This is a genomic window from Pseudonocardia endophytica (assembly GCF_004339565.1).
In the GTDB taxonomy this organism is placed as follows: domain Bacteria; phylum Actinomycetota; class Actinomycetes; order Mycobacteriales; family Pseudonocardiaceae; genus Pseudonocardia; species Pseudonocardia endophytica.
Genome location: NZ_SMFZ01000002.1, coordinates 441,734 through 461,437, shown reverse-complemented (window position 1 = coordinate 461,437; position 19,704 = coordinate 441,734). Strand labels below are relative to the sequence as shown.

Genomic DNA, 19,704 nt, shown 5'->3' with positions numbered 1-19,704 from the left:
CTCACTGCCACCCCCGTCGCGGCGGAACCTAACAGCGGTCGGAGGGCGTTCCGGTGGGCGCCCCTGACCCGGCGCCACGCGGCACGCGGACAGCGGTGCGCGGTCTGTGAGCGGGTCGACCCGGGTCCGGGGCCGCACCGGGAGGAGGTTTCTCGGATGATGGAGGCATGCCGACCCGACCCGAGCCGGCCGCTCCCGCCCGCGGCGACCACGGCGACCGCGAGGTCCTCGACCTGATGCTGGCCCGCCGCGCATCCGGCAGCCGTCCGGGTGAACGCGCCGATCCACACTCGCTGGCGCTCGTCGTCGGTGGCGGCGGGATGCGCGGCGCCTACGCGGGCGGGATGGTGCACGCGCTGGAGGAGGCCGGGCTCGCCGAGAGCGTCGACACGGTCTACGGCGCCTCGGCCGGTGCGTTCGTCGGCACGGCGCTGGTGCTCGGGCACGGCGCCGACGCGGCGCGCATCTTCTCCGACGACATGGCCTCGCGGGACTTCATCGACCCGCGCCGGTTCGGGAGCCGCAGGCCGGTGGTCTCGCTGGACCACCTGCTCGACGACATCCTCGTGCACTCCAAGCCGACCGAGTGGCAGTCGCTCGCCGACAGCCCGGTGCCGCTGCACGTGCTGGTCACCCGCGCGGGCGACCTCAGCCCGCACGCGCTGACCGGGATGAGCAGGGGCGACGAGTGGAAGCGGGCGATGCGGGCGACGGCCGCGATCCCGTTGCTGACCGGCCGCCCGGTGACGATCGACGACGAGGAGTGGATCGACGGGTCGGTCGGCGACCCGCTGCCGGTGGCACGGGCGCTGCGCGACGGCGCTACCCACGTCCTCGCCCTGATGACCCGCACCGTCGGCGAGCTCAGCCGCCACGACCCCGGCGACCGCACGCCGTTGTGGGCCCGCTCGCTGGACCTGCTCGCGCCCGGTCTGGGGATGATGACCCAGGACGTCGCCCGGCACGGCGAGAGCCTGCGGTTGATCACCGACGCGGCTCATCCGGGCCGCGCGGGCGCGCATCTGCTGACCATCACGCCGTGCCGTTCTGCGGGTGTGCGGGGGCTGACCACCGACCGTGAGCGGGTCGCGCTCGCCGCCGAGTACGGCCACGAGGCCGTCACGGTCGCGATCGGCGATCCGGACTCCGAGGCCGCGATCGGGGCCTGAACGCCGCCCCGGCCCCCACCGGCCACGTCCGGCGAACCGGATCCCGGGCGATGGTCGGCGTACCGATGAGTTCCCGAGGTCGCGCCGGTCGGATCGGGTGGGTACCGGAGGACCGGTCACCCCGGCGCGGAGGGGGTGGAGATGGACGGCCAGGCTGCGTCGTCGTCGTTCCACTCGCGGTCGATCACCGTCGCCCCCGGCGAGGACCGTCCGCACGACGAGGACGAGTGGCAGGGCGCGCTGATCGTCGTCGAGGCGGGCGAGATCGAGCTGCGCTGCAAGGCGGGCGGGAGGCGGACGTTCCGGACCGGAGCCGTGCTCTGGTTCACGGGGCTCGACCTGGCGTCGGTGCACAACCCGGGCACCGAACCCGCCGTGTTCCGCGGGATCACCCGCGGGTGACTCACCCCGCGTGGTCCAGCGCGCGGAGCCAGATGCCGTTGCGGGTCTGCATCAGCCCGAGTTCCCCGGGATCCATGCAGACGCCCCGCCTGCGGTGCGTGTCCCAGAGCTCCGCGTCGTCGAACACGTGTCCGCATCCCCCGGTGCGAGCGCAGCAGTGTGCCCGGTCGGGACCCACCCACTCGCGCTCGCAACACCACATCCGCACCAACTGCACGGGCGCAGGCTACGTCGGGGCACCGACACTTCCGGGCTACCCCGTCCGGCTCCGTCGGGGCGGGGCCGGACGGGGATCCCTACGATCGTCCGTGTAGGCGGACGCGAATGTGGAGGTGGACGCGGTGGGCATCGCGGCACGGCTGGTCGACCGGCAGCTCGGGTTCGACGACCCGCCGTCCGTGTATGTGACCGACGACTCCCTGCGCGTCCCCATGTCGGACGGGGTGGAGCTGCTGGCCACGCTCTACCGCGCCCCCGGCCCGCTCCGGCCGCGGCCGACCGTGATGATGCGGACCCCGTACGGCAGGCACGGTCTCGGCACGATGATCGGGTCGCTACTGGCCCGGCGCGGGTTCCAGGTGCTGGTCCAGTCCACGCGCGGCACGTTCGGGTCCGGCGGGCAGTTCCGGCCGTTCCTGCACGAGCGGTCCGACGGGCTGGACACGCTGGCCTGGCTGCGTGCGCAGGAGTGGTCGGACGGGCGGGTGTCGACGGTCGGGCCGAGCTACGTGGGCCACACCCAGTGGGCGATCGCCCCGTACGCCGATCCCGGCCTGGTGTCGATGAACGCCGACATCACGGCGTCGGAGTTCACCAGCACGTTCTACCCGGGTGGCGCACCGGGGCTGCTGAACCTGGCGAGCTGGGTGAACCAGATCGGGCGACAGGAGCGCATCGGCGCGGTCACCGGGTTCCTCGCCACGCCGATCTTCTCGCGGCGCAAGCGCCGCGCGGTGGAGTCGCTGCCGCTGCAGGCCGCGGACGTCGCGCTGACCGGGGCGCCGGTCGTGTTCTGGCGCGACTTCGTCGACAACGCCGAGCGGGCCCGCGAGTTCTGGGCGCCCGCGGAGCACGACGGGTTCGACGCCGCCGCGATGCCGCCGGTCAGCATGGTCACCGGCTGGTGGGACCTGTTCCTGGATCGCCAGCTCGTCGACTTCGCCGCACTGCAGGCGGGCGGTGCGACGGCGCGGATCACGATCGGCGCGTGGACGCACGGCGACCGCGGCTCGATCGCGACGACCGCCCACGAGATGGTCGGCTGGCTGGACCGGCACCTGAACGGCGCCCCCGACGACGGCCGCGCGCCGGTCCGCGTCTACGTCCAGCACGCCGATCGCTGGACCGACCTGCCGTCGTGGCCGCCGCCCGCCGCAGTGCCGACCCGCTGGCACCTGGCCGCGGGCGGCCGTCTGTCCGCCGACGGCCCGGCGACCGAGGACGTCGCGGACCGCTTCGTCTACGACCCGGCCGACCCGACGCCGACCGTCGGTGGGCCGATGCTGCAGCCGCCGTCGAAGCAGCACGACAACCGCCCGACCGAGGCCCGTGACGACGTGCTCGTGTTCACCGGACCCCCGCTGGCCACCGACACCGACCTGCTGGGCGAGGTCGGCGCCGTCGTCTACCTGCGGACCGACTCCGGGCTCGGTGACGTGTTCGTCCGGCTCTGCGACGTCGATCCGGACGGCCGCTCGCTCAACATCACCGACGGCATGCACCGCCTGCGCCCCGGCTCGGAGGCCGAGGCGCCGGACGGGACGGTCGTCGTCCGGCTCGCGCTGAGCCCCACCGGATACCGCGTCCGGGCCGGGCACCGGCTACGGGTGCAGATCGCGGGCGCGGCGTTCCCGCGGTTCGCCCGCCACCACGGCACCGAGGACCCGGTCGCCTCGGCGACGACCGTGCGCCCGATCCGCTACGAGGTCCGCCACGGCGCCGACCACCCGTCGCACGTGCTCCTGCCCTACCACCCCTGACCGTCCTCAGGAGACGGTACGGAGGTCGCGAGCGACCGGGATCAGCCTGAACCCGGCGTGCCCGGGTCGCCCGTCGACTTCCCGCCGCCGGGGAGGTCGCCGATCACGACGAGGACGACACGCCCGACGCTCATGGGCCAGGATGGTGCCGCAGGGGGCGGTCCGATTCGGGGGAGATGCCGCAGATGGCCTGGAGTACCCGCCAGATCGCCGAGCTGGCCGGCACCAGCGTGCGGGCCGTGCGTCACTACCACGAGGTCGGCCTGCTGGCCGAGCCCGAGCGACGCTCCAACGGCTACAAGCAGTACGGCGTCGCGCACCTGGTCCGGGTCCTGCGGATCAAGCGGCTGACCGACCTCGGGTTCTCGCTCGGCCAGATCGCCGAGCTGGGCGACGCCGACGAGCACCCCGAGCAGGAGCTCCGCAAGCTGGACACGGAGCTGGCCGAGACGATCGAGCGCCTCGAGGGCGTGCGCGCCGAGCTGGCCGAGATCCTGCGCGAGTCCACGCCGACGGACCTGCCCGCCGATCTCGCCCCGACGAGGGCGCGGTCGGAGCTGTCCGAGGCGGACAGGGCGTTCCTCGTCGTCGCGGGCCGGGTGCTCGGTCCGCAGGGGCTGAAGACCTACGCCGAGATGCTCCAGACCTACGAGAACGGCCCGGAGATGAAGGACTTCGACGACCTGCCGGAGGACGCCGACGAGGCCACCCGGCAGGCGCTGGCCGAGCGCCTCGCCCCGGCGATGCGCGAGATCGTCGTCGAGTACCCCGCGCTGGCGGACCTGCACGCCGACGCACCGCGCGGAGCGCGACACGCCCAAAAGACGTTCGGGCTGGCCCTGCGGGACCTCTACAACCCGGCCCAGCTGGACGTCATGATCCGCACCGAGAAGCTGAACCAGGCGGTCGCGCGCGATGAGAACGCGGCCCGGAAGCGGTCCTGACGGTATGACGCAGACGTTCGCGACCGGGATCGCGATGGGCGAGTCCCCCCGCTGGCACGACGGCCGGTTCTGGATGTGCGACTGGACGACCGGCGAGATCCTGGTCTTCGACGACGGCGGCGCCCGCGAGACCGTCGCCCGCGTGGACGGGCTGCCGTTCTCGATCGACTGGTTGCCCGACGGACGGCTGCTGGCCACGACGCGGGACGGGGTGAAGGTCGGCACGGAGCTCGCGCCGTACGGGTTTCCGGGGACGGCCTGGAACGAGATCGTCGTCGACGCGGAGGGACGTGCCTGGGTCGACATGCCCGGGGCGATGCCCGGCGAGACGCCGAAGCCGGGCGTCGTCGGCGTCGTGCACCCGGATGGGAGCCACCGCATCGTCGCCGAGGACGTCTGGTTCCCGAACGGCATGGCGGTGACACCCGACGGCTCGACGCTGATCGTCGCGGAGTCGCACGCGGCACGGCTGACCGCGTTCACCATCACCGACGGCGGCGACCTGACCGACCGCCGGGTGTGGGCGGATCTCGGCGAGGGCGCGGCACCGGACGGCATCTGCCTCGACGCCGACGGCGCCTGCTGGTTCGCCGAGGTGCCGGGCAGGCGGTGCGTGCGGGTGGCAGAGGGCGGCGAGGTGCTCCAGGTGGTCGAGGCCGACCGCGGCTGCTTCTCCTGCACGCTCGGCGGAGACGACGGCCGCACGCTCTACATCACGGCGAACGCCTGGCGCGACGGTGGCGCGTCCGAGGGCGTCGTGGTCACCGAGCGGGTGGACGTCCCGCACGCCGGGCGGCCCTGAGCCGTGGACCGCGCCGTGCCGTGGGACGGGTTCGCGAACACCCGTGGTCTCGGAGGTCTGCCGCTGCGCGGCGGAGGGACGACGACGGCCGGCGTGTTCCGTTCCGCGACACTGCGTTTCGTGACGCCCGCGGGTTGGGACGACGCGTGGGTGGCAGGTGTGCGCACCGTGCTCGACCTCCGCAACGACGACGAGCTCGTCCCCCGCGCCGACGCCCCGCTCCCGGGCTCCGCGGTGTTCCGGGACGCACCGACCACGGCCGCACCACCGTCCGAGATGGACCGCGTCCGCGTCCCGCTCGACGACGTCGACGACGTCGCGCTCTGGGACGAGATCCGCTCGTCCGGACTGGACGGGACGCCGCTCTACTACCCGCTGTTCGCCGCGCGGAAGCCGGAGCGCTGCGCCGACGCCGTCCGTGCCGTGGCGCGCGCCCGTCCCGGCGGGATCGTGTTCCACTGCGGAGCCGGACGGGACCGGACGGGCCTGCTGGCGCTCCTGCTGCTGTCGCTGGCCGGCGTGAGCCGCGAGGCGATCGCGGACGACTACGCGGAGGCCGCGCGGACGGTGCCGTCCGTGCTCGCGGCCATCGGCGCACCGGACCAGGACGCGCTGATCGACGCCTCGCTGCGGCGGCACGGAACGACCGTCCACAGTGCTGCGCTGGACGCGGTCGACCGGATCGACGCGGAAGCGGTGCTGCGCGAGGGCGGCCTGACCGACGACGAGATCACCGCGACGCGTGCACGCTTCTCCTCCCACTTCAACGTATAGCGCGACCGGGGCCTTGCCACAAGACCCCGTCCACCCCTCAGAATCTCCGCCCGTAGCCGGGTCACCTGCAGAAATCCGGCGGGAACGGGGGGTTCGTGTTCGACGTGATCGTGGTGGGTGGCGGGCCGACCGGCATGATGCTGGCCGCCGAGCTGAGGCTGCACCGGGTGGACGTCCTCGTGCTGGAGCGCGACGAGGAGCCGACACCGGTCGTCCGGTCGCTCGGCCTGCACATCCGCAGCATCGAGATCATGGATCAGCGCGGCCTGCTGGAACGGTTCCTCGCGGAGGGGACGCAGTATCCGCTCGGCAGCTTCTTCGCGGCCATCACCCAGCGGGCGCCGGACGATCTGGACACCGCACACGGGTACGTCCTCGGCATCCCGCAACCCGTCACCGACCGGCTGCTGACCGAACACGCCACCGAGCTCGGCGCTGCGGTACGTCGCGGCTGTGAGGTCGTCGGACTGGAGCAGGACGACGACGGGGTGACCGCCGAGCTGGCCGACGGCTCGCGGTTGCGTTCCCGGTACCTCGTGGGCTGCGACGGCGGCCGCAGCACCGTGCGCAAGCTGCTCGGAGTCGGCTTCCCCGGCGAACCCACCCGGATCGAGACGCTGATCGGCGAGGTGGACATCGGCGTCGATCCGGAGACGGTGACCGAGGTGGTGGCCGAGGTCCGGAAGACCCGCCCCTGGTTCGGCGTCGGACCGAACCCGACCGGCGGCGGCACGTACCGGCTCGTCGTGCCCGCGGCGGAGGCCAGCGGCGGGCGCGAGGCCCCGACGCTGGAGGAGGTCCGGGAACGGCTGCGTGCGGTGGCGGGCACCGACTTCGGCGTGCACTCCCCGCGCTGGCTGTCCCGCTTCGGCGACGCGACCCGGCAGGCCGAGCGGTACCGCTCCGGTCGCGCGTTCCTGGCCGGCGACGCCGCGCACGTCCACCCGCCCGTCGGAGGACAGGGCCTCAACCTCGGCATCCAGGACGCGGTCAACCTCGGCTGGAAGCTCGCCGCCGCCGTGGACGGCTGGGCGCCGGAGGGCCTGCTGGACAGCTACCACGCCGAGCGGCACCCGGTGGCAGAGGACGTCCTGAACAACACGCGCGCCCAGACGCTCCTGATGACCCCGGAGCCCGGGCCACAGTCCGTCCGCAGGCTGATGCGCGAGCTGATGAGCTTCGACGACGTCAACCGCCACCTGATCGAGAAGATCACCGCGATCGGCATCCGGTACGACCTCGGCGGCGGTCACGCCCTGGTCGGGCGACGGCTTCGCGACCTGCCACTGGGGCACGGGCGCCTGTTCGAGCTGCAACGACGGGGGCGCGGTCTACTGCTCGACCGGACCGGACGGCTGTCGGTGCCGGGGTGGGCGGACCGGATCGACCACGTCGTCGACGGGTCCGACGCGCTCGACGTGCCCGCCGTGCTGCTGCGCCCGGACGGTCACGTCGTCTGGACCGGGGACGACCAGGAGGAGCTGCTCGCGAGCCTGTCCCTGTGGTTCGGCGCCGCGACCGTCGAACCCGCCTCTGCGTCGTAGGGTCGCGGACCTCTCCGGAAGGACTGTACGAACGGGCGGGGAGCCTCCCGGCGGCTAGGGTGCGCGTGGGGGGAACGCAAGCGGTCGACGGGGCTCGGGGGTGTGCGGGTGGAGCGGGAGGCAACCCCGCCTGCCGGGTTCGACGTCCGGTCCCGGGACCCGGAGGAGGCGAACCACGAGCTGCGGACGGCCTACGTCGACTTCACGGTCAGCCCTTCGGGCACCACCGAGGACTTCGAGTTCGTCCACTCCGGACTCACCGCGCCCGAGTTCGCGCTGGCGCGCGTGCGCTACAGCATGTCCGTGCATGTCGGCGCGCTCGGCACGAACCCGTCGCTGATCGTGCTGGAGCGCACCAGGGGCCGTCTGACCGCCGGGGCGGGCCGGGACTCGGTGGTCGCCGAAGAGGGTGCACCGGTGCTGATGCCGACCCACCGCGAGGGATGGTGGGTCGACATGGACGACCTCGACGAGGAGCTCGTGACCGTCGCCAGGCCCGCGCTCGACCGCGTCGCGACCGCCGTCGGGATCGCTCCGGACAAGCTGACGTTCAGCGGCATGACCCCCGTGTCGGCAGCGGCCGCGCAGTACTGGATGGGCGTCGTCCATCACGTGCGTGACGACGTGATGGCCAACGACGTCGCGGCGGCGAGCCCGCTCGTCCAGGCGAGCACGGCCCGGCTGCTGGCGACGGCCGCGGTGACGACGTTCGACAACTCCGCTCTCCGGCTGCTGGCCGACTCCGCCTCGCCGCCCGGCTGGTCGAGGCCGGCGGCGCTACGGCGGGCGCTGACGTTCATCGACGAGCACGCCGCCGAGGACATCGGCGTCGAGGACATCGCCGCGGCGGCCCGTATCGGTGTGCGCGGCCTGCAGGTCGCGTTCCGCAAGGAGCGGGGCAGCACCCCGCTGGAGGAGCTGCGGCGGGTGCGGATGGAGCGCGCCCGTCGTGAGCTGCTGGACGCGGACCCGACGCGCGGCGGTTCCGTCGCGGAGATCGCTGCACGATGGGGGTTCACGAACCCGGGCCGCTTCGCGGTCCAGTACCGGCACGCCTACGGCTGCCAGCCCCGCGACACGTTGCGGCGCTGAGCCCCTCCCGTGCGAGACGATCTCGGGAGCCCTCCCGACGTTCGTCCCTAACGTCCCGTTCGCGCTCCGGTCGACCATCGACGGGCCGAGACCGGGACGTCCACGGATCGTCGAGCAGCGCTCGAGGCCGGACCGGCCCGGCCGGTCCTCGGGCGACAGCAAGGAGAAATGATGTCGTCGTTCGTCCGGTGGTCCCGGCGGAGCCGCCGCGGGCGCGGCAGGCGGGGCGGCGAACTGCGCGTACAACAAGGCCACCGAGTGACCGTCGGTTCCCGAACCGTTCCGCGACGACGGCGCCGCCCCTGCCATCGGGGGTCGCGCCGTCGTGTGCTCCAGGGCCTGCCGGATCAGGGTCCGGATGCCCCGCCCTCGATGAGGATGATCAGACCGATGCCGATCAGGACGACCGGCAGGATGACGTGCCCCCACCGGGCCAGCGTCCGGGCGACGGGCGGCCGGGTCGCAAGGAAGCGACCGGCGACGCACCACACGCCGACGAGCACGAGGAACACCACGACGTAGGTGATCATCCCGGCGGTTCCGGCGGTGGCGAACACCGGGACGTACACACCGATGTTGTCGCCACCGTTGGCGAGGGTGACCAGCGCGACGGTGAGGATCCCGACGTCGCCGTCCCCCGGACCGGACTCGTCGCCGGTGTCGTGGCGTTCGCGCCATGCCGCCCGGGCTGCCCGGATCCCCAGCAGCAACGGCAGCAGACCGAGGTAGGGCAGGACCGACTCCGGCAGCAGCCCGGCCGCCAGGGCTCCGACGACGGCGCCGGCGAGGATCCCGGCGAACCCGAGGTACTGACCGACGACCACGTCCGGCACGCCCCGCCGGTTACCGGCGACCCGGGCGAAGAACAGGGCCAGGATCAGGATGTCGTCGATGTTCGTCACCGCGAACATGCCCGCAGCCTGGGCGATCACGGACAACGACACGGGACCTCTCCGGCTCGGCAGCGACCGCGCCGGTCGACGCGACAGGCCTCAGTGTCGGGGATGCCCGATTCGGCGCGCCGCTCGGACGGCGCCACGGATCGTCACCGGTCGGCCGACCGCGGCTCGTGACCGCGTCCCGGACGGACCTGCGTTTCAGCCGCCGCCCGGCGGCGGCCCGTCAGGGTGGCCCGACCCGGGCCTGCTGTGAGAACTGACCGGTCCAGGCGGCCCGTGCCCCGGACTCGCCGATCCGGTAGACGGTGAACACGGAGCCCGCGGCCACGACGACGGCCAGCAGCCCGACGACGACGGTCACGACGGTCCCGCCCGGCTGCCCCGATGTGGTTCCGGGACCGGTGGCCGTGGCCGCGCCGGGAGCGTCCCGTCCGCCGGATCGACGCGAGCCGAGAAGGTGACGGCCCAGCAGGACCATGGCGACGACGGCCATGGCGATCGCCCACGGCAGCATCGTGTCCCCGATCTCGGTATGGGTGCTCACCAGCGGGGTCCGCGCGACCCGTTGCTCGAGCCACTCGCCTGCCTCGGTCGTCAGCGGGACGAAGATCAGGGCCACCACCGAGAGGATCGCGGTCGGCCAGACGAGGCGTCGTCGAGCGGCGGGCCAGAACGCCACGAGCAGGATCAGCAGCGCACTGAGCGGCACGAGTACGACGACCGCGTGCACGAGCAGGATGTGGGCGGGAAGCCCGTCGATCGTGGACACGGCCGCGATGATCGTGCCCGCCGCCGTACCGTGGCCATACCGCGATCATGACGACCGACAGCGCAACCGATGCGGCCCGTCGTCCTGGACGACGACGTCGCCTCCCAGGCCCTCGAGAACCGCCTCACCGGGCCGGTGGCTACCAGACTGATCGGCGCCACGTGGTGCGTCACCTTCGTGACCGTCGCCGAACTGTGACAGTGGGCCGAGATCCGGCACTGGGGACACCGGACCCGCGACCAGCTCGACGACTGGCTCGCCCACGTCGTGGTCCTGGACTCGGATGAGACGGTCGCCCGGACCTGGGGTCGGATCAACGCCGCCGCCCGGCTCCGCGGACGCTCACAGCCGGTGAACGACTCGTGGATCGCCGCCACGTGCATCGCCAACGACGTCCCACTCGCGACGCTGAACATCAAGGACTTCGCCGACTTCACCGAGCACGACGGCCTCATCCTGCTGCCGTCGTGACCGGCCTCCACACGCGCCCGGCCGCGGATCCTTCATGGTCTCCGAGCGGTGTCGGGTTCGGGCGGAGCCCGGCCGCCGGAGGCAGCTACTCGATGTACCCGGTCGCAGGGTCGACCTGGACGAGGAAGCTGCGGATGGACTCTTCGAGATCTGTTCGGCTCATGGCCTCGCCGCCGCACGACGACGCGGTGAACCCGTAACCCTCGCTGGGACCGGTCAGCCAGTCGAAGTCGTACTGACCGAGGACCCCGGGGCGCCTGGTCACCCGGAATGTGTGCCCGTCGACAGTCATGGTGTCCGGGGTCTCGGACATCGGCCCAGCGTGTCGGTCCGGCATCGGTGCTGCAACCGCTTCGAGCCTGAATCGGGGTGAGCTGCTCGAACGTCGGATGCCCGAGACGGCTCATGAGAACCGGCTCGTCCTCCGTTGGCCTGGGCCGGGTAGCCGGCCCGCGCCGGCCGGAGGCGGCGCATTGACGTGGCTCAACGACGATGTCCCGGCGCTCACAGGTGGCGGCATGGCCCGGGTACAGCGTCGACGTCCTGTTGCGCGTCTACGCGACGTGCATCGTCGGCCAGGAAGCGGCCCGTGCGTCGTCGAGTCGAGGAGGCCTTACGCGCGGGCGGCGACCAAATCACTCGCCCGGCTGTTATCCGATCCCTGAGCGGAGCCGGACTCGGACGCAGCTCGGAGGCCAGCCCCAACCCGTGGAAGGCGCCCTGGGTTGCCAGGGATTCAAGTGTCCTCTTCCGATCGGCAGATGTTGTCGATGTCCCGGCCTCCTACCGTCGAGTCGCACCCGCCTTGGGAGTGCCTGATCATGTCGGAGGGGTTATGAGCATGAGCGTTAAGCAGGAATCGACGCCTACCTGGGTTCAGAGCTGGCTGGATGCATGGAACGAGCGCGACGGGGCCGCGATCAACGCCCATCTGGCCTCCGATGTGGTGTACCAGGACATGACACTCGGGGAGCGATTCGAGAGCCCAGAGGCGGTTCGGGCGTTCGCCGACGAGATGACTACTACGTTCTCATCTGACTACGGGTTCATCGGCGGCCCGCAGTCGGTCTCCGGCGACGACAGCTACGCGTTCGAGTGGACGCTGACCGGCACGAACGACTGCGCCGACCCGCAGCGCGGCCTTCCCGCAACGGGCAAGAAGTTCGAGATCCCGGGCATCTCGATCGGGCGACTCCGCGACGGGAAGATCGTGGAGAACCGGGACTACTGGGATCTGGCTGGATACCTCATGCAGGTCGGTCTGATGGAGCAACCCGGCTGACGCGACAGGGCACGTCGTTGTTCCCTGTCCGGCCTACAGACCGGCTCGTCCGCCCCGCTCTCCCCACATGCATCGCGGGAGCGGGGCATCCGCGCTGACCAGCGGACACCGCCTCGCGTCCGCTGGCGAGTTCTCGACGCTCTCGGATGCTCCACGGCCCAGAGGTGGATCTTGGTGCCCCATTCTCCGAGCAGCTCCCTCGTCCTGGCCGCCTGCTCGTCGTAGAGGCGGGGACCAGGGTGGCGCCTGCGCCATCGCATAGCGACGCCGCAGGCACCCTGGTGGCCGTCTCTGCGGCGTGGACACTCATCGGCCGAGGGGCAGCATCTCGTCACGCTCCGTTGGTCCTGGCGTCTTCGTACGGTCGCAGCTCGACGCCCTGGTGCTCGTCGCCGATCGGCTCATGGATCTGGGCGCCCTGTCCGTGGCTGGGGCCGGGTAGCCGGACCCGGCGCCGCGAACGGGCCGGAGGTGTAGTGAGCGAAGCGACGGGGCCGGCCTGGCCGGCCCCGCGCCGCCGGAGGCGGCGCTCTTGACGGTGAGCCGCAAGCGGGCGATCTTCCACAACGCGGTGGACTACGCGGTCGAGCTGGGCCACCTGTCGGGCAACCCGATCGGCTCGATGAAGTGGCGTGCGCCGAAGCTGACCGAGGCGGTCAACCCGCGCGTGGTGATCAACCCGGGGCAGGCGCGCGCTCCTGGCTGCTGTTCGGCAAACCGGCTCCGGCGCGCGGCTGGTCGCGTTCTTCGGGTTCATGTACTACGCGGCCCCGCGTCCGGGTGAGGCGGTGGATCTACGACGCGACGCGCTGTCGCGGCCGTCGTCGGGCTGGGGCGAGTTGTACCTGAGCATGTCGGCCCCGTCGGCCGGTCGGTCGTGGAGCGAGTCCGGAACGCGCCGCGAGCCCCGCCAGCTCAAGCACCGGGGCGCCGAGGAGGTCCGCGTCGTGCCGTGCCCGCCCGCGCTGACCGAGCTGCTGCGTGCACACCTCGTCGATCACGGCACCACGCCGGATGGACGGCTGTTCCGTGGCGCTCGCGGTGGTCCCCTGTCGGAGAGCCTGTACGGCCGGGTGTGGGCCAAGGCGCGTGACGTGGCGCTGTCGGGTGAGGAAGTGGCGTCCCCCGCTCGCCCGTCGTCCGTACGACCTGCGGCACGCGGCGGTCTCGACGTGGCTCAACAGCGGCGTCCCGGCGCCTCAGGTCGCGGCCTGGGCGGGTCACAGCGTGGACGTCCTGCTGCGGGTCTACGCGACGTGCATCGTCGGCCAGGAGGACGCGGCCCGGCGCCGGATCGAGGAGGCGCTGAGTGACCCGCATCCATGATCGCGACCGCGGATCCCCGTACACAGGGGGACTCAGTCGAACAGAGCCGGACCGACGAGAAGCGGCCCCCGTCCAACGTTTCCGCTGGTCGGGGGCCGTTCTCGGTGGGTGTGGCAGGTGAAGGATTCGAACCTTCGAAGGCGATGCCGACGGATTTACAGTCCGCTCCCTTTGGCCGCTCGGGCAACCTGCCGGGGGTGCGATCGGCGTACCGAAGCGCGTGGAAGAGGATACGACACGATCCGAGCGCTCCCATCGAGGGGGCCTGTCCGAGGAGGAGTCATGGCCGACCCGTCGTTCGACGTGGTGAGCAAGGTCGACCGGCAGGAGGTCGACAACGCCCTGAACCAGGCGGCGAAGGAGCTGTCACAGCGCTTCGACTTCCGCGGGACGAACACGAGCGTCTCGTGGGCCGGCGAGGAGGCCGTCTCGTTCGAGTCCGACACCGAGGAGCGCCTGAAGGCCGGCATCGAGGTCTTCAAGGAGAAGCTGATCAAGCGTGACATCTCGCTGAAGGCCCTGGAGGTCGGCGAGCCGGCGTTGTCCGGCAAGGCCTACAAGGCCACCGGCACGATCCTGCAGGGCATCGCGCAGGACAAGGCCAAGGAGATCAGCAAGACGATCCGCGACGAGAAGCTCAAGGGCGTCCAGGCTCAGATCCAGGGCGACCAGCTCCGCGTGTCCGGCAAGAAGAAGGACGACCTCCAGGCCGTCATCACGCTGCTCAAGGGCAAGGACTTCGGGATCGCACTGCAGTTCACCAACTACCGCTGACGCCACGGACGCCGCCTCGGTGCGGGCGAACCGATGGCGCCCCGCTCGGCACCGAGGGCACGGTGACCTCGCGCATCCGAGGCCGACGTTGCATCTCACGGTCTGGCTGTCCGGGGTCGGTAAGACGACGCTCGCACGCGACCTAGAGAGACCGACGGTGCTCTGCGGCTGACACCGACGAGTGCATGCTGCCGCCGTTCGGGGTCCGGTGGAACGAGGTCGCCGGCAAGTGTGACGCCCCGGAGGGCCGGTTCGCCTGGGCCGCCCACCAGGTGTTGCGAGCGGCCGGCTCGGTGATCCTCGGCTTCGGCTGCTGGTCACGCGGGGAGCGGTGGGCCCTCTGCGGGATGGCCGACCCGGCCGGCGCCGACGTCGCGCCGCAACACGTCACTCACCTCAAGTCCGAGCGCATCGAGCGAGCGACGGACCGGCGGCGCGAGGCTCCCGAGGCCTTCGAGCTGACCCGACGATCACGCGCGGTTCCACGCCGTGTTCACGCCGCCGATGCCCGAGGATCGCCGCCGACGCCCGAGGAGCTGAGAGGGGACCCGCCGCAGCCTCCGGCCCCGTGCGGGAGCTGGCCGGAGTAGGCGTCCGACCGCGGCCAACGGCGCCTGGGCGTCTGAACGGGTGACAGAGCGGCGAGCTGGAGGTCAGTTGATGCTCCTCGTGCCAGCCTGAGCTCGCTGGGTGGAGCGGCCACCCCGGCGTGACGGGAGTCGCGATGGGCGACGGCGGAGCGGACGAGGTGCTGGTGGTCGGGGCAGGGCCGGTCGGCCTGACGGCCGCCTGCCAGCTGGCTCGGCTCGGCGTCCGGCCGCGGGTGGTCGAGACGCTCGCGATCCCGACGACGGAGTCACGGGCGGTCGCGGTGCAGGCACGGAACATGGAGATGCTCGCCGCGCTCGGCGTTCTGGACCGGCTCGAAGAGCGGGGGCGGCGCATCCCCGGCCTGGAGATCAGCGACGGCCGGACCGGACGAACTCACGCCCGGATGGAGTTCGGCGAGATACCGAGCCGCCACCCGTACATGCTCGACCTCCCGCAGCCGGACACCGAGGCGGCGCTGGCCGAGCGGGCCGTCGAGCTCGGCGTCGTCGTCGAACGCGGTGTCACGCTCACGACGTTGACCCAGGACGACGACGGCGTCGACGTCACCCTGCGGTCCGCGAGCGGCGCGGAACGGACAGCGCGGTTCGGCTGGGTCGTCGGCGCCGACGGCGGGCACAGCACCGTCCGCGCGCAGGTCGGCACGACACTCCACGGCAGCTTCGTCGGGCAGCACTTCGCGATGGCGGACGTCGACGTCGAGACCACCCTGTCACTCGACACGATCCGGATGTTCACCCACCCCGACGGCCCGGGGATGCTGTTCCCGATGGCCGGGACCAGGGCGCGGGTCCTGTTCCAGGTCGCCGAGCCGGGCGACGGCGACCCCACCCTCGCGCAGATCCAGGCGCTCGCCGAGGCACGGATGGGCGGCGCGGTGAACTGCAGCGATCCCCGGTGGCTGACGTACTTCGAGATCCACCACGCCCAGATACCGCGGTACCGCTTCGGTCGCGTCCTGCTGGGCGGCGACGCCGCGCACGTCCACAGCCCGGCGGGTGCGCAGGGCATGAACACCGGTATGCAGGACGCGGCGAACCTGGCCTGGAAGCTGGCGCTGGTGGCGCGGGGCCGGGCAGACGCCGCCCTGCTCGACACCTACCACGACGAGCGGCATCCGGTCGGCGCCGACGTCGTCCGCCAGACGACCACGCTGACGAACATCGGGACCGCGACGGGCGCCGAGGCCGTCGTCCGTAACCTCGCCTTCTTCGTCGTGGGCCACGTCCGGCGGATCGGTGAGGCCGCCGCCACGAAGACGGCCGAGCTCACGGTCGCGTACCCGCACAGCAGCCTGTCCGTCCAGCATGGACGGGGCGTCCGGGCCGGCGATCACGCGCCGGATCCGGCTGGCACGTCGGTGGCCGTCGAGCAGCTCCTGGCCCGGCCAGGGTTCACGCTGCTGGTGTTCGGACCAGCCGACCTCGACAGGCTCGCGGCGACGCTGGGCGAGCTCGGGACCGTCGTCCCGGTCGTCACCGAGGCGGACCGCGGCGTCGGTGTCGTCGACGCGGACGGCGTCCTGGCGCACGCGTACGGGCTCGGCTCCGGCGGGCTCGCGCTGATCCGTCCGGACGGGTACCTCGGGCTCGTCGCGGACTCGGCCGACGACCGGCTACTGCACCACTACCTGCAGGTCAACCTGCACGTCGGAAGCCGCGCCACGGCCTGACGCACCCCGTACCGGCGTGCCGCACCCGTCGCAGCCGGTGCGACACGCCGGGGAGGGGTGCGGCACGCCGGCGAGAGAGGGGTGCGGCGCTCAGCGAGGAGGTGCGGCACGGCGCACAGGAGTGCGGTGGGCTGAGAACGGAGGGCCGCGCCGCGGCCTGACGCACCCCACACCGGCGTGCCGCACCGGTCGCAGCCGGTGCGACACGCCGGGGAAGGGTGCGACACACCGGGACGGAGCGCGGGGCTCGGGAAGGGGTGCGGCACGCCGGAAGGAGTGCGGCGCTCAGGGACGGGGCGCGGCACGCCGGGACGGCACCGGGAGGGTCAGGGGGTACCCGAGATCGACGAGCCGGTCAGGTCGGCGCTCGTCGCCCCGGTCACGCCGACGGCGACGCCCGCGGCCAGCAGGAGGGCGGTCATGCCGGCGAGAACGGCGGGCAGGATCCGGCGGCGGGCCTTCGGGGTCGTCGGCACGGTCGCGACCGGGTGCAGCCCGGCCGGCTGCAGCGGCGGGAACACGTCCGGGACCGGGTAGACGCGCGGGACCGGCGCGTGGCCGGGGGACGACGTGCGCTGGACCGGGATCACCGGGATCACCTGCGTCGAGTCGTCGGTGAACTCACCGGGGACGACGGTGGGGATCGCGGTCGTCGGCGGCTCGAGCTCCTCGAAACGCGCGTGGCGAGGGCCGGAGGGCGTGGTCTGGGTCATGGGATGCCCTTTCGCGCGGAGGAACCTCTTGCTCCGGATATCGCACTCGCACGGGGGCGCCGTTAGCGAGGCGACCGCTGTCATCGGCAGAACTGGGTACGTGGCAGCGGCGGTCGCAAAGTGAGACATCCACAGTGTTCTGCATCACAGAGACTGACGGCCATCCGAACATGATCACTGTTGATCGAGGAGAGCCTCTCGTATGAGCGACACCACGTTCCGGCTGATCTACCGGAGCCGCTCCCTGATTCCCGCGGAGACCCGGAAGGCCGTGCTCGGCGAGATCTTCAGCTCCGCCCGGTCGAACAACAAGCGGCAGCAGATCACCGGGGCGCTGCTGCTCAGCGGCGACTACTTCGTCCAGGCGCTGGAGGGCGACGAGCAGGCCGTCCAGGCGCTCTACGAGCACATCGCCAAGGACGACCGGCACGAGGACGTCACCGTCGTCGACGAGCGCCGCCTCGACGAGCGCACGTTCGGCAAGTGGTCGATGGCCCAGGTGTCCGACGACGGCGGCGCCGACATCCCGTTGCTGACGAACCGGGACAAGGGCGGCATCACCCGGAAGGCCGCCGATCCGACCACCGCCGACCAGGACGTCGTCCTCGACTACATGCACGACGTCGCACAGTCCTAGACGATGCGCCCGGACCGGTCAGCCGCGACGGGCCATCTCCTGCAGGCGCGCGATCCGGTCCTCGATCGGCGGGTGCGTGGAGAACCAGCGCGCCGTGCGCTCGCCCGGCCGGAACGGGTTGGCGATCATCAGATGCGACTGGGCCGTCAGGCCGGGCTCCGGCGGGAGCGGCGCGGCCGCCGTCCCGTACTTCAGCTTGTTCAGGGCCGACGCCAACGCCAGCGGGTCGCCGGTGAGCTCCGCCCCGGACGCGTCGGCCTGGTACTCCCGCGACCGGCTGACCGCCATCTGCACGACGCCGGCCGCGATCGGCCCGAGCAGCGCCACCAGGATCATCGCGATCGGGTTCGGGCGCTCCTCGTCGCCGCCGCCGAACATGCTGAACAGGAACCCGAACTGGGCCAGGAACGTGATCACCGCCGCCATCGCGCCGGCCACCGACGAGATCAGGATGTCCCGGTTGTAGACGTGGCTCAGCTCGTGCCCGATCACGGCACGCAGCTCGCGCTCGTCGAGCAGCTCCAGCAGGCCGCTCGTGACGCAGACGGCGGCGTTGCGCGGGTTGCGCCCGGTCGCGAACGCGTTCGGGGCCTCCGTCGGGCTGATGTAGAGCGCCGGCATCGGCTGGCGCGCACGCTGGCTCAGCTCCCGGACGATCCGGTGCAGCGCGGGGAACTGCGCCTCGGTGACCGGCTGGGCGTGCATCGAGCGCAGCGCCAGCTTCGCCGAGTTGAAGTACGCGTAGCCGTTCACGCCCAGCGCGACCAGCAGCGCGACGACCAGACCGGTACGACCGAAGAACGACCCGATCAGCAGCACGACCGCGCTCATCCCGCCGAGGAGCACGGCCGTCTTGAGCCCGTTCATGTGCCTGTGCACGCCGTCGCCGTCCTTCCACCCGAATCCGTGTTCCCGCCGGGTCAACGATCCGCCCGCACCCCACGTTCCCCCGTGACCGCCGGCGTGTTCGCGGTGCCACGTTCCGCACCGTGGGACCCGGCGCATGCACCGGAACGGACACGAGGGGAGGATCGGACCCCATGAGCACCGAGGTCCGCACCGAGGTCACCGACGGCGTCGCCGTGCTGACGCTGTCCAACCCGGCCCGCCGCAACGCGTTGAACCTGGAGCTGTCGCAGAAGCTCGTCACCGCCGTCGAGGACGCCGCGGCGGACGAGAAGGTAGGCGCGATCGTCGTCACCGGCGAGGCGCCCGCGTTCTGCGCGGGCGGCGACCTCGGGGAGCTGCAGCAGGCCGACCCGGCCACGCTGCGCAAGGTCTACTCCGGATTCCTGTCCATCGCGGCCTGCCCGCTGCCCACGCTGGCCGCCGTGAACGGCGCCGCCGTCGGCGCCGGGATCAACCTCGCGCTGGCCTGCGACGTGCGCCTGGCCGGCCCGACGGCCAGATTCGACGTCCGGTTCATGCAGCTCGGGCTGCACCCAGGCGGCGGGTACACGTGGATGGCGCACCGGATCCTCGGCGCGCAGGGCGCGGCCGCCATGACCCTCTTCTGCGACGTGCTGGACGCGGCCGAGGCGCAGCGCGTCGGTCTCGTGTGGCGCACCTACGACTCCGACGAGGCACTGCTCGACGGCGCCCGCGAGCTGGCCGGTCGTGCGGCCGCGGCGCCGCGGGAGCTGATCGAGCAGACCAAGGCGACGATGCGGGTCACGTCGCGCCTGGACAGCCAGTCCGACGCGACCGACATCGAGGTGCGCGCGCAGGCCGAGTCGGTCCACTCCGAGGCGTTCCGCGAACGCGTCGCGGCGCTGCAGGCGAAGATCTCGAAGAAGTGAGCGGGATCACTCATGAATAACCGGAGCCTGCTGTGATGTGGCACAGG

Annotated in this window: 22 protein-coding genes and 1 tRNA gene; 16 read left to right on the top strand and 7 right to left on the bottom strand. The window is 72.1% G+C overall.

Translation table 11 applies throughout. From position 1 onward, the window contains the following. Positions 1–167: 167 nt before the first annotated feature. Together EV378_RS21000 and EV378_RS20995 are read left to right on the top strand one after the other, a co-directional pair. The gene (locus EV378_RS21000) at positions 168–1,169 is read left to right on the top strand and encodes a patatin-like phospholipase family protein (protein WP_132428901.1); all 1,002 of its coding nucleotides are present in this window, start codon (positions 168–170) and stop codon (positions 1,167–1,169) included. A gap of 141 nt (positions 1,170–1,310) precedes the next feature. Continuing rightward, positions 1,311–1,571, top strand: a complete 261-nt coding sequence (locus EV378_RS20995) for a cupin domain-containing protein (RefSeq protein WP_132428899.1) — start codon at positions 1,311–1,313, stop codon at positions 1,569–1,571. Position 1,572: 1 nt separating this feature from the next. Here EV378_RS20995 and EV378_RS37105 read toward each other — a convergent pair whose 3' ends face one another. Beyond that, positions 1,573–1,773: an FDXHR family putative zinc-binding protein gene (locus EV378_RS37105; protein WP_424511270.1), complete on the bottom strand. Its 201-nt coding sequence runs from the start codon at positions 1,771–1,773 to the stop codon at positions 1,573–1,575. A 139-nt stretch (positions 1,774–1,912) separates the two neighbouring features. Here EV378_RS37105 and EV378_RS20985 point away from each other — a divergent pair, with 139 nt between their 5' ends. From EV378_RS20985 to EV378_RS20960, 6 genes are all read left to right on the top strand, one after another. Further along, positions 1,913–3,550, top strand: coding sequence for a CocE/NonD family hydrolase (locus EV378_RS20985; RefSeq protein ID WP_341540448.1), 1,638 nt, complete (start codon positions 1,913–1,915; stop codon positions 3,548–3,550). A 185-nt stretch (positions 3,551–3,735) separates the two neighbouring features. Next, on the top strand, positions 3,736–4,494 hold the full coding sequence (locus EV378_RS20980; protein ID WP_132428895.1) for a helix-turn-helix domain-containing protein: 759 nt from the start codon (positions 3,736–3,738) through the stop codon (positions 4,492–4,494). 4 nt (positions 4,495–4,498) lie between these two features. Next, positions 4,499–5,296 (top strand): SMP-30/gluconolactonase/LRE family protein, encoded by a 798-nt coding sequence (locus EV378_RS20975; protein ID WP_132428893.1) that lies wholly within the window; start codon positions 4,499–4,501, stop codon positions 5,294–5,296. Positions 5,297–5,311: 15 nt separating this feature from the next. Next, positions 5,312–6,070 (top strand): tyrosine-protein phosphatase, encoded by a 759-nt coding sequence (locus tag EV378_RS20970; protein WP_132428891.1) that lies wholly within the window; start codon positions 5,312–5,314, stop codon positions 6,068–6,070. 95 nt (positions 6,071–6,165) lie between these two features. Continuing rightward, a complete protein-coding gene (rox, locus tag EV378_RS20965) occupies positions 6,166–7,614 on the top strand; it encodes a rifampin monooxygenase (protein ID WP_132428889.1) in 1,449 nt (482 codons plus the stop codon). Between the two features lie 108 nt (positions 7,615–7,722). Continuing rightward, positions 7,723–8,706: a helix-turn-helix domain-containing protein gene (locus tag EV378_RS20960; protein WP_243653682.1), complete on the top strand. Its 984-nt coding sequence runs from the start codon at positions 7,723–7,725 to the stop codon at positions 8,704–8,706. A gap of 347 nt (positions 8,707–9,053) precedes the next feature. Here EV378_RS20960 and EV378_RS20955 read toward each other — a convergent pair whose 3' ends face one another. Further along, a complete protein-coding gene (locus EV378_RS20955; RefSeq protein ID WP_132428885.1) occupies positions 9,054–9,650 on the bottom strand; it encodes a cadmium resistance transporter in 597 nt (198 codons plus the stop codon). Between the two features lie 178 nt (positions 9,651–9,828). Next, positions 9,829–10,374 (bottom strand): DUF2231 domain-containing protein, encoded by a 546-nt coding sequence (locus EV378_RS20950; RefSeq protein ID WP_132428883.1) that lies wholly within the window; start codon positions 10,372–10,374, stop codon positions 9,829–9,831. A gap of 69 nt (positions 10,375–10,443) precedes the next feature. Here EV378_RS20950 and EV378_RS36795 point away from each other — a divergent pair, with 69 nt between their 5' ends. Continuing rightward, positions 10,444–10,572 carry a PIN domain-containing protein gene (locus EV378_RS36795; protein ID WP_279389656.1) on the top strand — a complete coding sequence of 43 codons (129 nt, stop codon included), beginning with the start codon at positions 10,444–10,446 and terminating at the stop codon, positions 10,570–10,572. Between the two features lie 358 nt (positions 10,573–10,930). Here EV378_RS36795 and EV378_RS20940 read toward each other — a convergent pair whose 3' ends face one another. Then, on the bottom strand, positions 10,931–11,158 hold the full coding sequence (locus EV378_RS20940; protein ID WP_132428881.1) for a hypothetical protein: 228 nt from the start codon (positions 11,156–11,158) through the stop codon (positions 10,931–10,933). 528 nt (positions 11,159–11,686) lie between these two features. Between EV378_RS20940 and EV378_RS20935 the strand changes: the two genes are divergently transcribed. From EV378_RS20935 to EV378_RS36410, 3 genes are all read left to right on the top strand, one after another. Next, a complete protein-coding gene (locus EV378_RS20935; RefSeq protein WP_132428879.1) occupies positions 11,687–12,127 on the top strand; it encodes an ester cyclase in 441 nt (146 codons plus the stop codon). 538 nt (positions 12,128–12,665) lie between these two features. Next, positions 12,666–12,911, top strand: a complete 246-nt coding sequence (locus EV378_RS36415) for a hypothetical protein (RefSeq protein WP_165922408.1) — start codon at positions 12,666–12,668, stop codon at positions 12,909–12,911. A 323-nt stretch (positions 12,912–13,234) separates the two neighbouring features. After that, complete coding sequence (locus tag EV378_RS36410; RefSeq protein ID WP_243653681.1) at positions 13,235–13,453, top strand: site-specific integrase; 219 nt, start codon at positions 13,235–13,237, stop codon at positions 13,451–13,453. 111 nt (positions 13,454–13,564) lie between these two features. On the opposite strand, the gene EV378_RS20925 is transcribed toward EV378_RS36410, so the two are convergent. Next, positions 13,565–13,646 (bottom strand) — tRNA-Tyr (locus EV378_RS20925). A gap of 89 nt (positions 13,647–13,735) precedes the next feature. Here EV378_RS20925 and EV378_RS20920 point away from each other — a divergent pair. Both EV378_RS20920 and EV378_RS20915 read left to right on the top strand, forming a co-directional pair. Next, positions 13,736–14,227: a YajQ family cyclic di-GMP-binding protein gene (locus EV378_RS20920; protein ID WP_132428877.1), complete on the top strand. Its 492-nt coding sequence runs from the start codon at positions 13,736–13,738 to the stop codon at positions 14,225–14,227. Between the two features lie 709 nt (positions 14,228–14,936). Next, a complete protein-coding gene (locus tag EV378_RS20915) occupies positions 14,937–16,508 on the top strand; it encodes an FAD-dependent monooxygenase (protein ID WP_132428875.1) in 1,572 nt (523 codons plus the stop codon). Between the two features lie 326 nt (positions 16,509–16,834). Here the strand turns inward: EV378_RS20915 and EV378_RS20910 are convergent, their stop codons facing one another. Further along, complete coding sequence (locus tag EV378_RS20910; RefSeq protein WP_132428873.1) at positions 16,835–17,221, bottom strand: hypothetical protein; 387 nt, start codon at positions 17,219–17,221, stop codon at positions 16,835–16,837. A 202-nt stretch (positions 17,222–17,423) separates the two neighbouring features. Between EV378_RS20910 and EV378_RS20905 the strand changes: the two genes are divergently transcribed. After that, on the top strand, positions 17,424–17,858 hold the full coding sequence (locus EV378_RS20905) for a BLUF domain-containing protein (protein ID WP_132428871.1): 435 nt from the start codon (positions 17,424–17,426) through the stop codon (positions 17,856–17,858). 18 nt (positions 17,859–17,876) lie between these two features. On the opposite strand, the gene htpX is transcribed toward EV378_RS20905, so the two are convergent. Next, positions 17,877–18,737, bottom strand: a complete 861-nt coding sequence (gene htpX, locus EV378_RS20900; RefSeq protein WP_132428869.1) for a zinc metalloprotease HtpX — start codon at positions 18,735–18,737, stop codon at positions 17,877–17,879. 161 nt (positions 18,738–18,898) lie between these two features. Here htpX and EV378_RS20895 point away from each other — a divergent pair, with 161 nt between their 5' ends. Next, positions 18,899–19,657, top strand: coding sequence for an enoyl-CoA hydratase (locus tag EV378_RS20895; protein ID WP_132428867.1), 759 nt, complete (start codon positions 18,899–18,901; stop codon positions 19,655–19,657). Positions 19,658–19,704: the final 47 nt, after the last annotated feature.

Excerpts from the sequence above, each read along its gene's own strand:
- EV378_RS20975 (WP_132428893.1), top strand. The coding sequence starts at position 4,499 with ATGACGCAGACGTTCGCGACCGGGATCGCGATGGGCGAGTCCCCCCGC.
- EV378_RS37105 (WP_424511270.1), bottom strand. The coding sequence starts at position 1,773 with ATGTGGTGTTGCGAGCGCGAGTGGGTGGGTCCCGACCGGGCACACTGC.
- EV378_RS20905 (WP_132428871.1), top strand. The coding sequence starts at position 17,424 with ATGAGCGACACCACGTTCCGGCTGATCTACCGGAGCCGCTCCCTGATT.
- EV378_RS20910 (WP_132428873.1), bottom strand. The coding sequence starts at position 17,221 with ATGACCCAGACCACGCCCTCCGGCCCTCGCCACGCGCGTTTCGAGGAG.
- EV378_RS20895 (WP_132428867.1), top strand. The coding sequence starts at position 18,899 with ATGAGCACCGAGGTCCGCACCGAGGTCACCGACGGCGTCGCCGTGCTG.
- EV378_RS20980 (WP_132428895.1), top strand. The coding sequence starts at position 3,736 with ATGGCCTGGAGTACCCGCCAGATCGCCGAGCTGGCCGGCACCAGCGTG.
- EV378_RS21000 (WP_132428901.1), top strand. The coding sequence starts at position 168 with ATGCCGACCCGACCCGAGCCGGCCGCTCCCGCCCGCGGCGACCACGGC.
- EV378_RS20935 (WP_132428879.1), top strand. The coding sequence starts at position 11,687 with ATGAGCGTTAAGCAGGAATCGACGCCTACCTGGGTTCAGAGCTGGCTG.
- EV378_RS20995 (WP_132428899.1), top strand. The coding sequence starts at position 1,311 with ATGGACGGCCAGGCTGCGTCGTCGTCGTTCCACTCGCGGTCGATCACC.
- EV378_RS20920 (WP_132428877.1), top strand. The coding sequence starts at position 13,736 with ATGGCCGACCCGTCGTTCGACGTGGTGAGCAAGGTCGACCGGCAGGAG.
- EV378_RS36795 (WP_279389656.1), top strand. The coding sequence starts at position 10,444 with ATGCGGCCCGTCGTCCTGGACGACGACGTCGCCTCCCAGGCCCTCGAG.
- EV378_RS20940 (WP_132428881.1), bottom strand. The coding sequence starts at position 11,158 with ATGTCCGAGACCCCGGACACCATGACTGTCGACGGGCACACATTCCGG.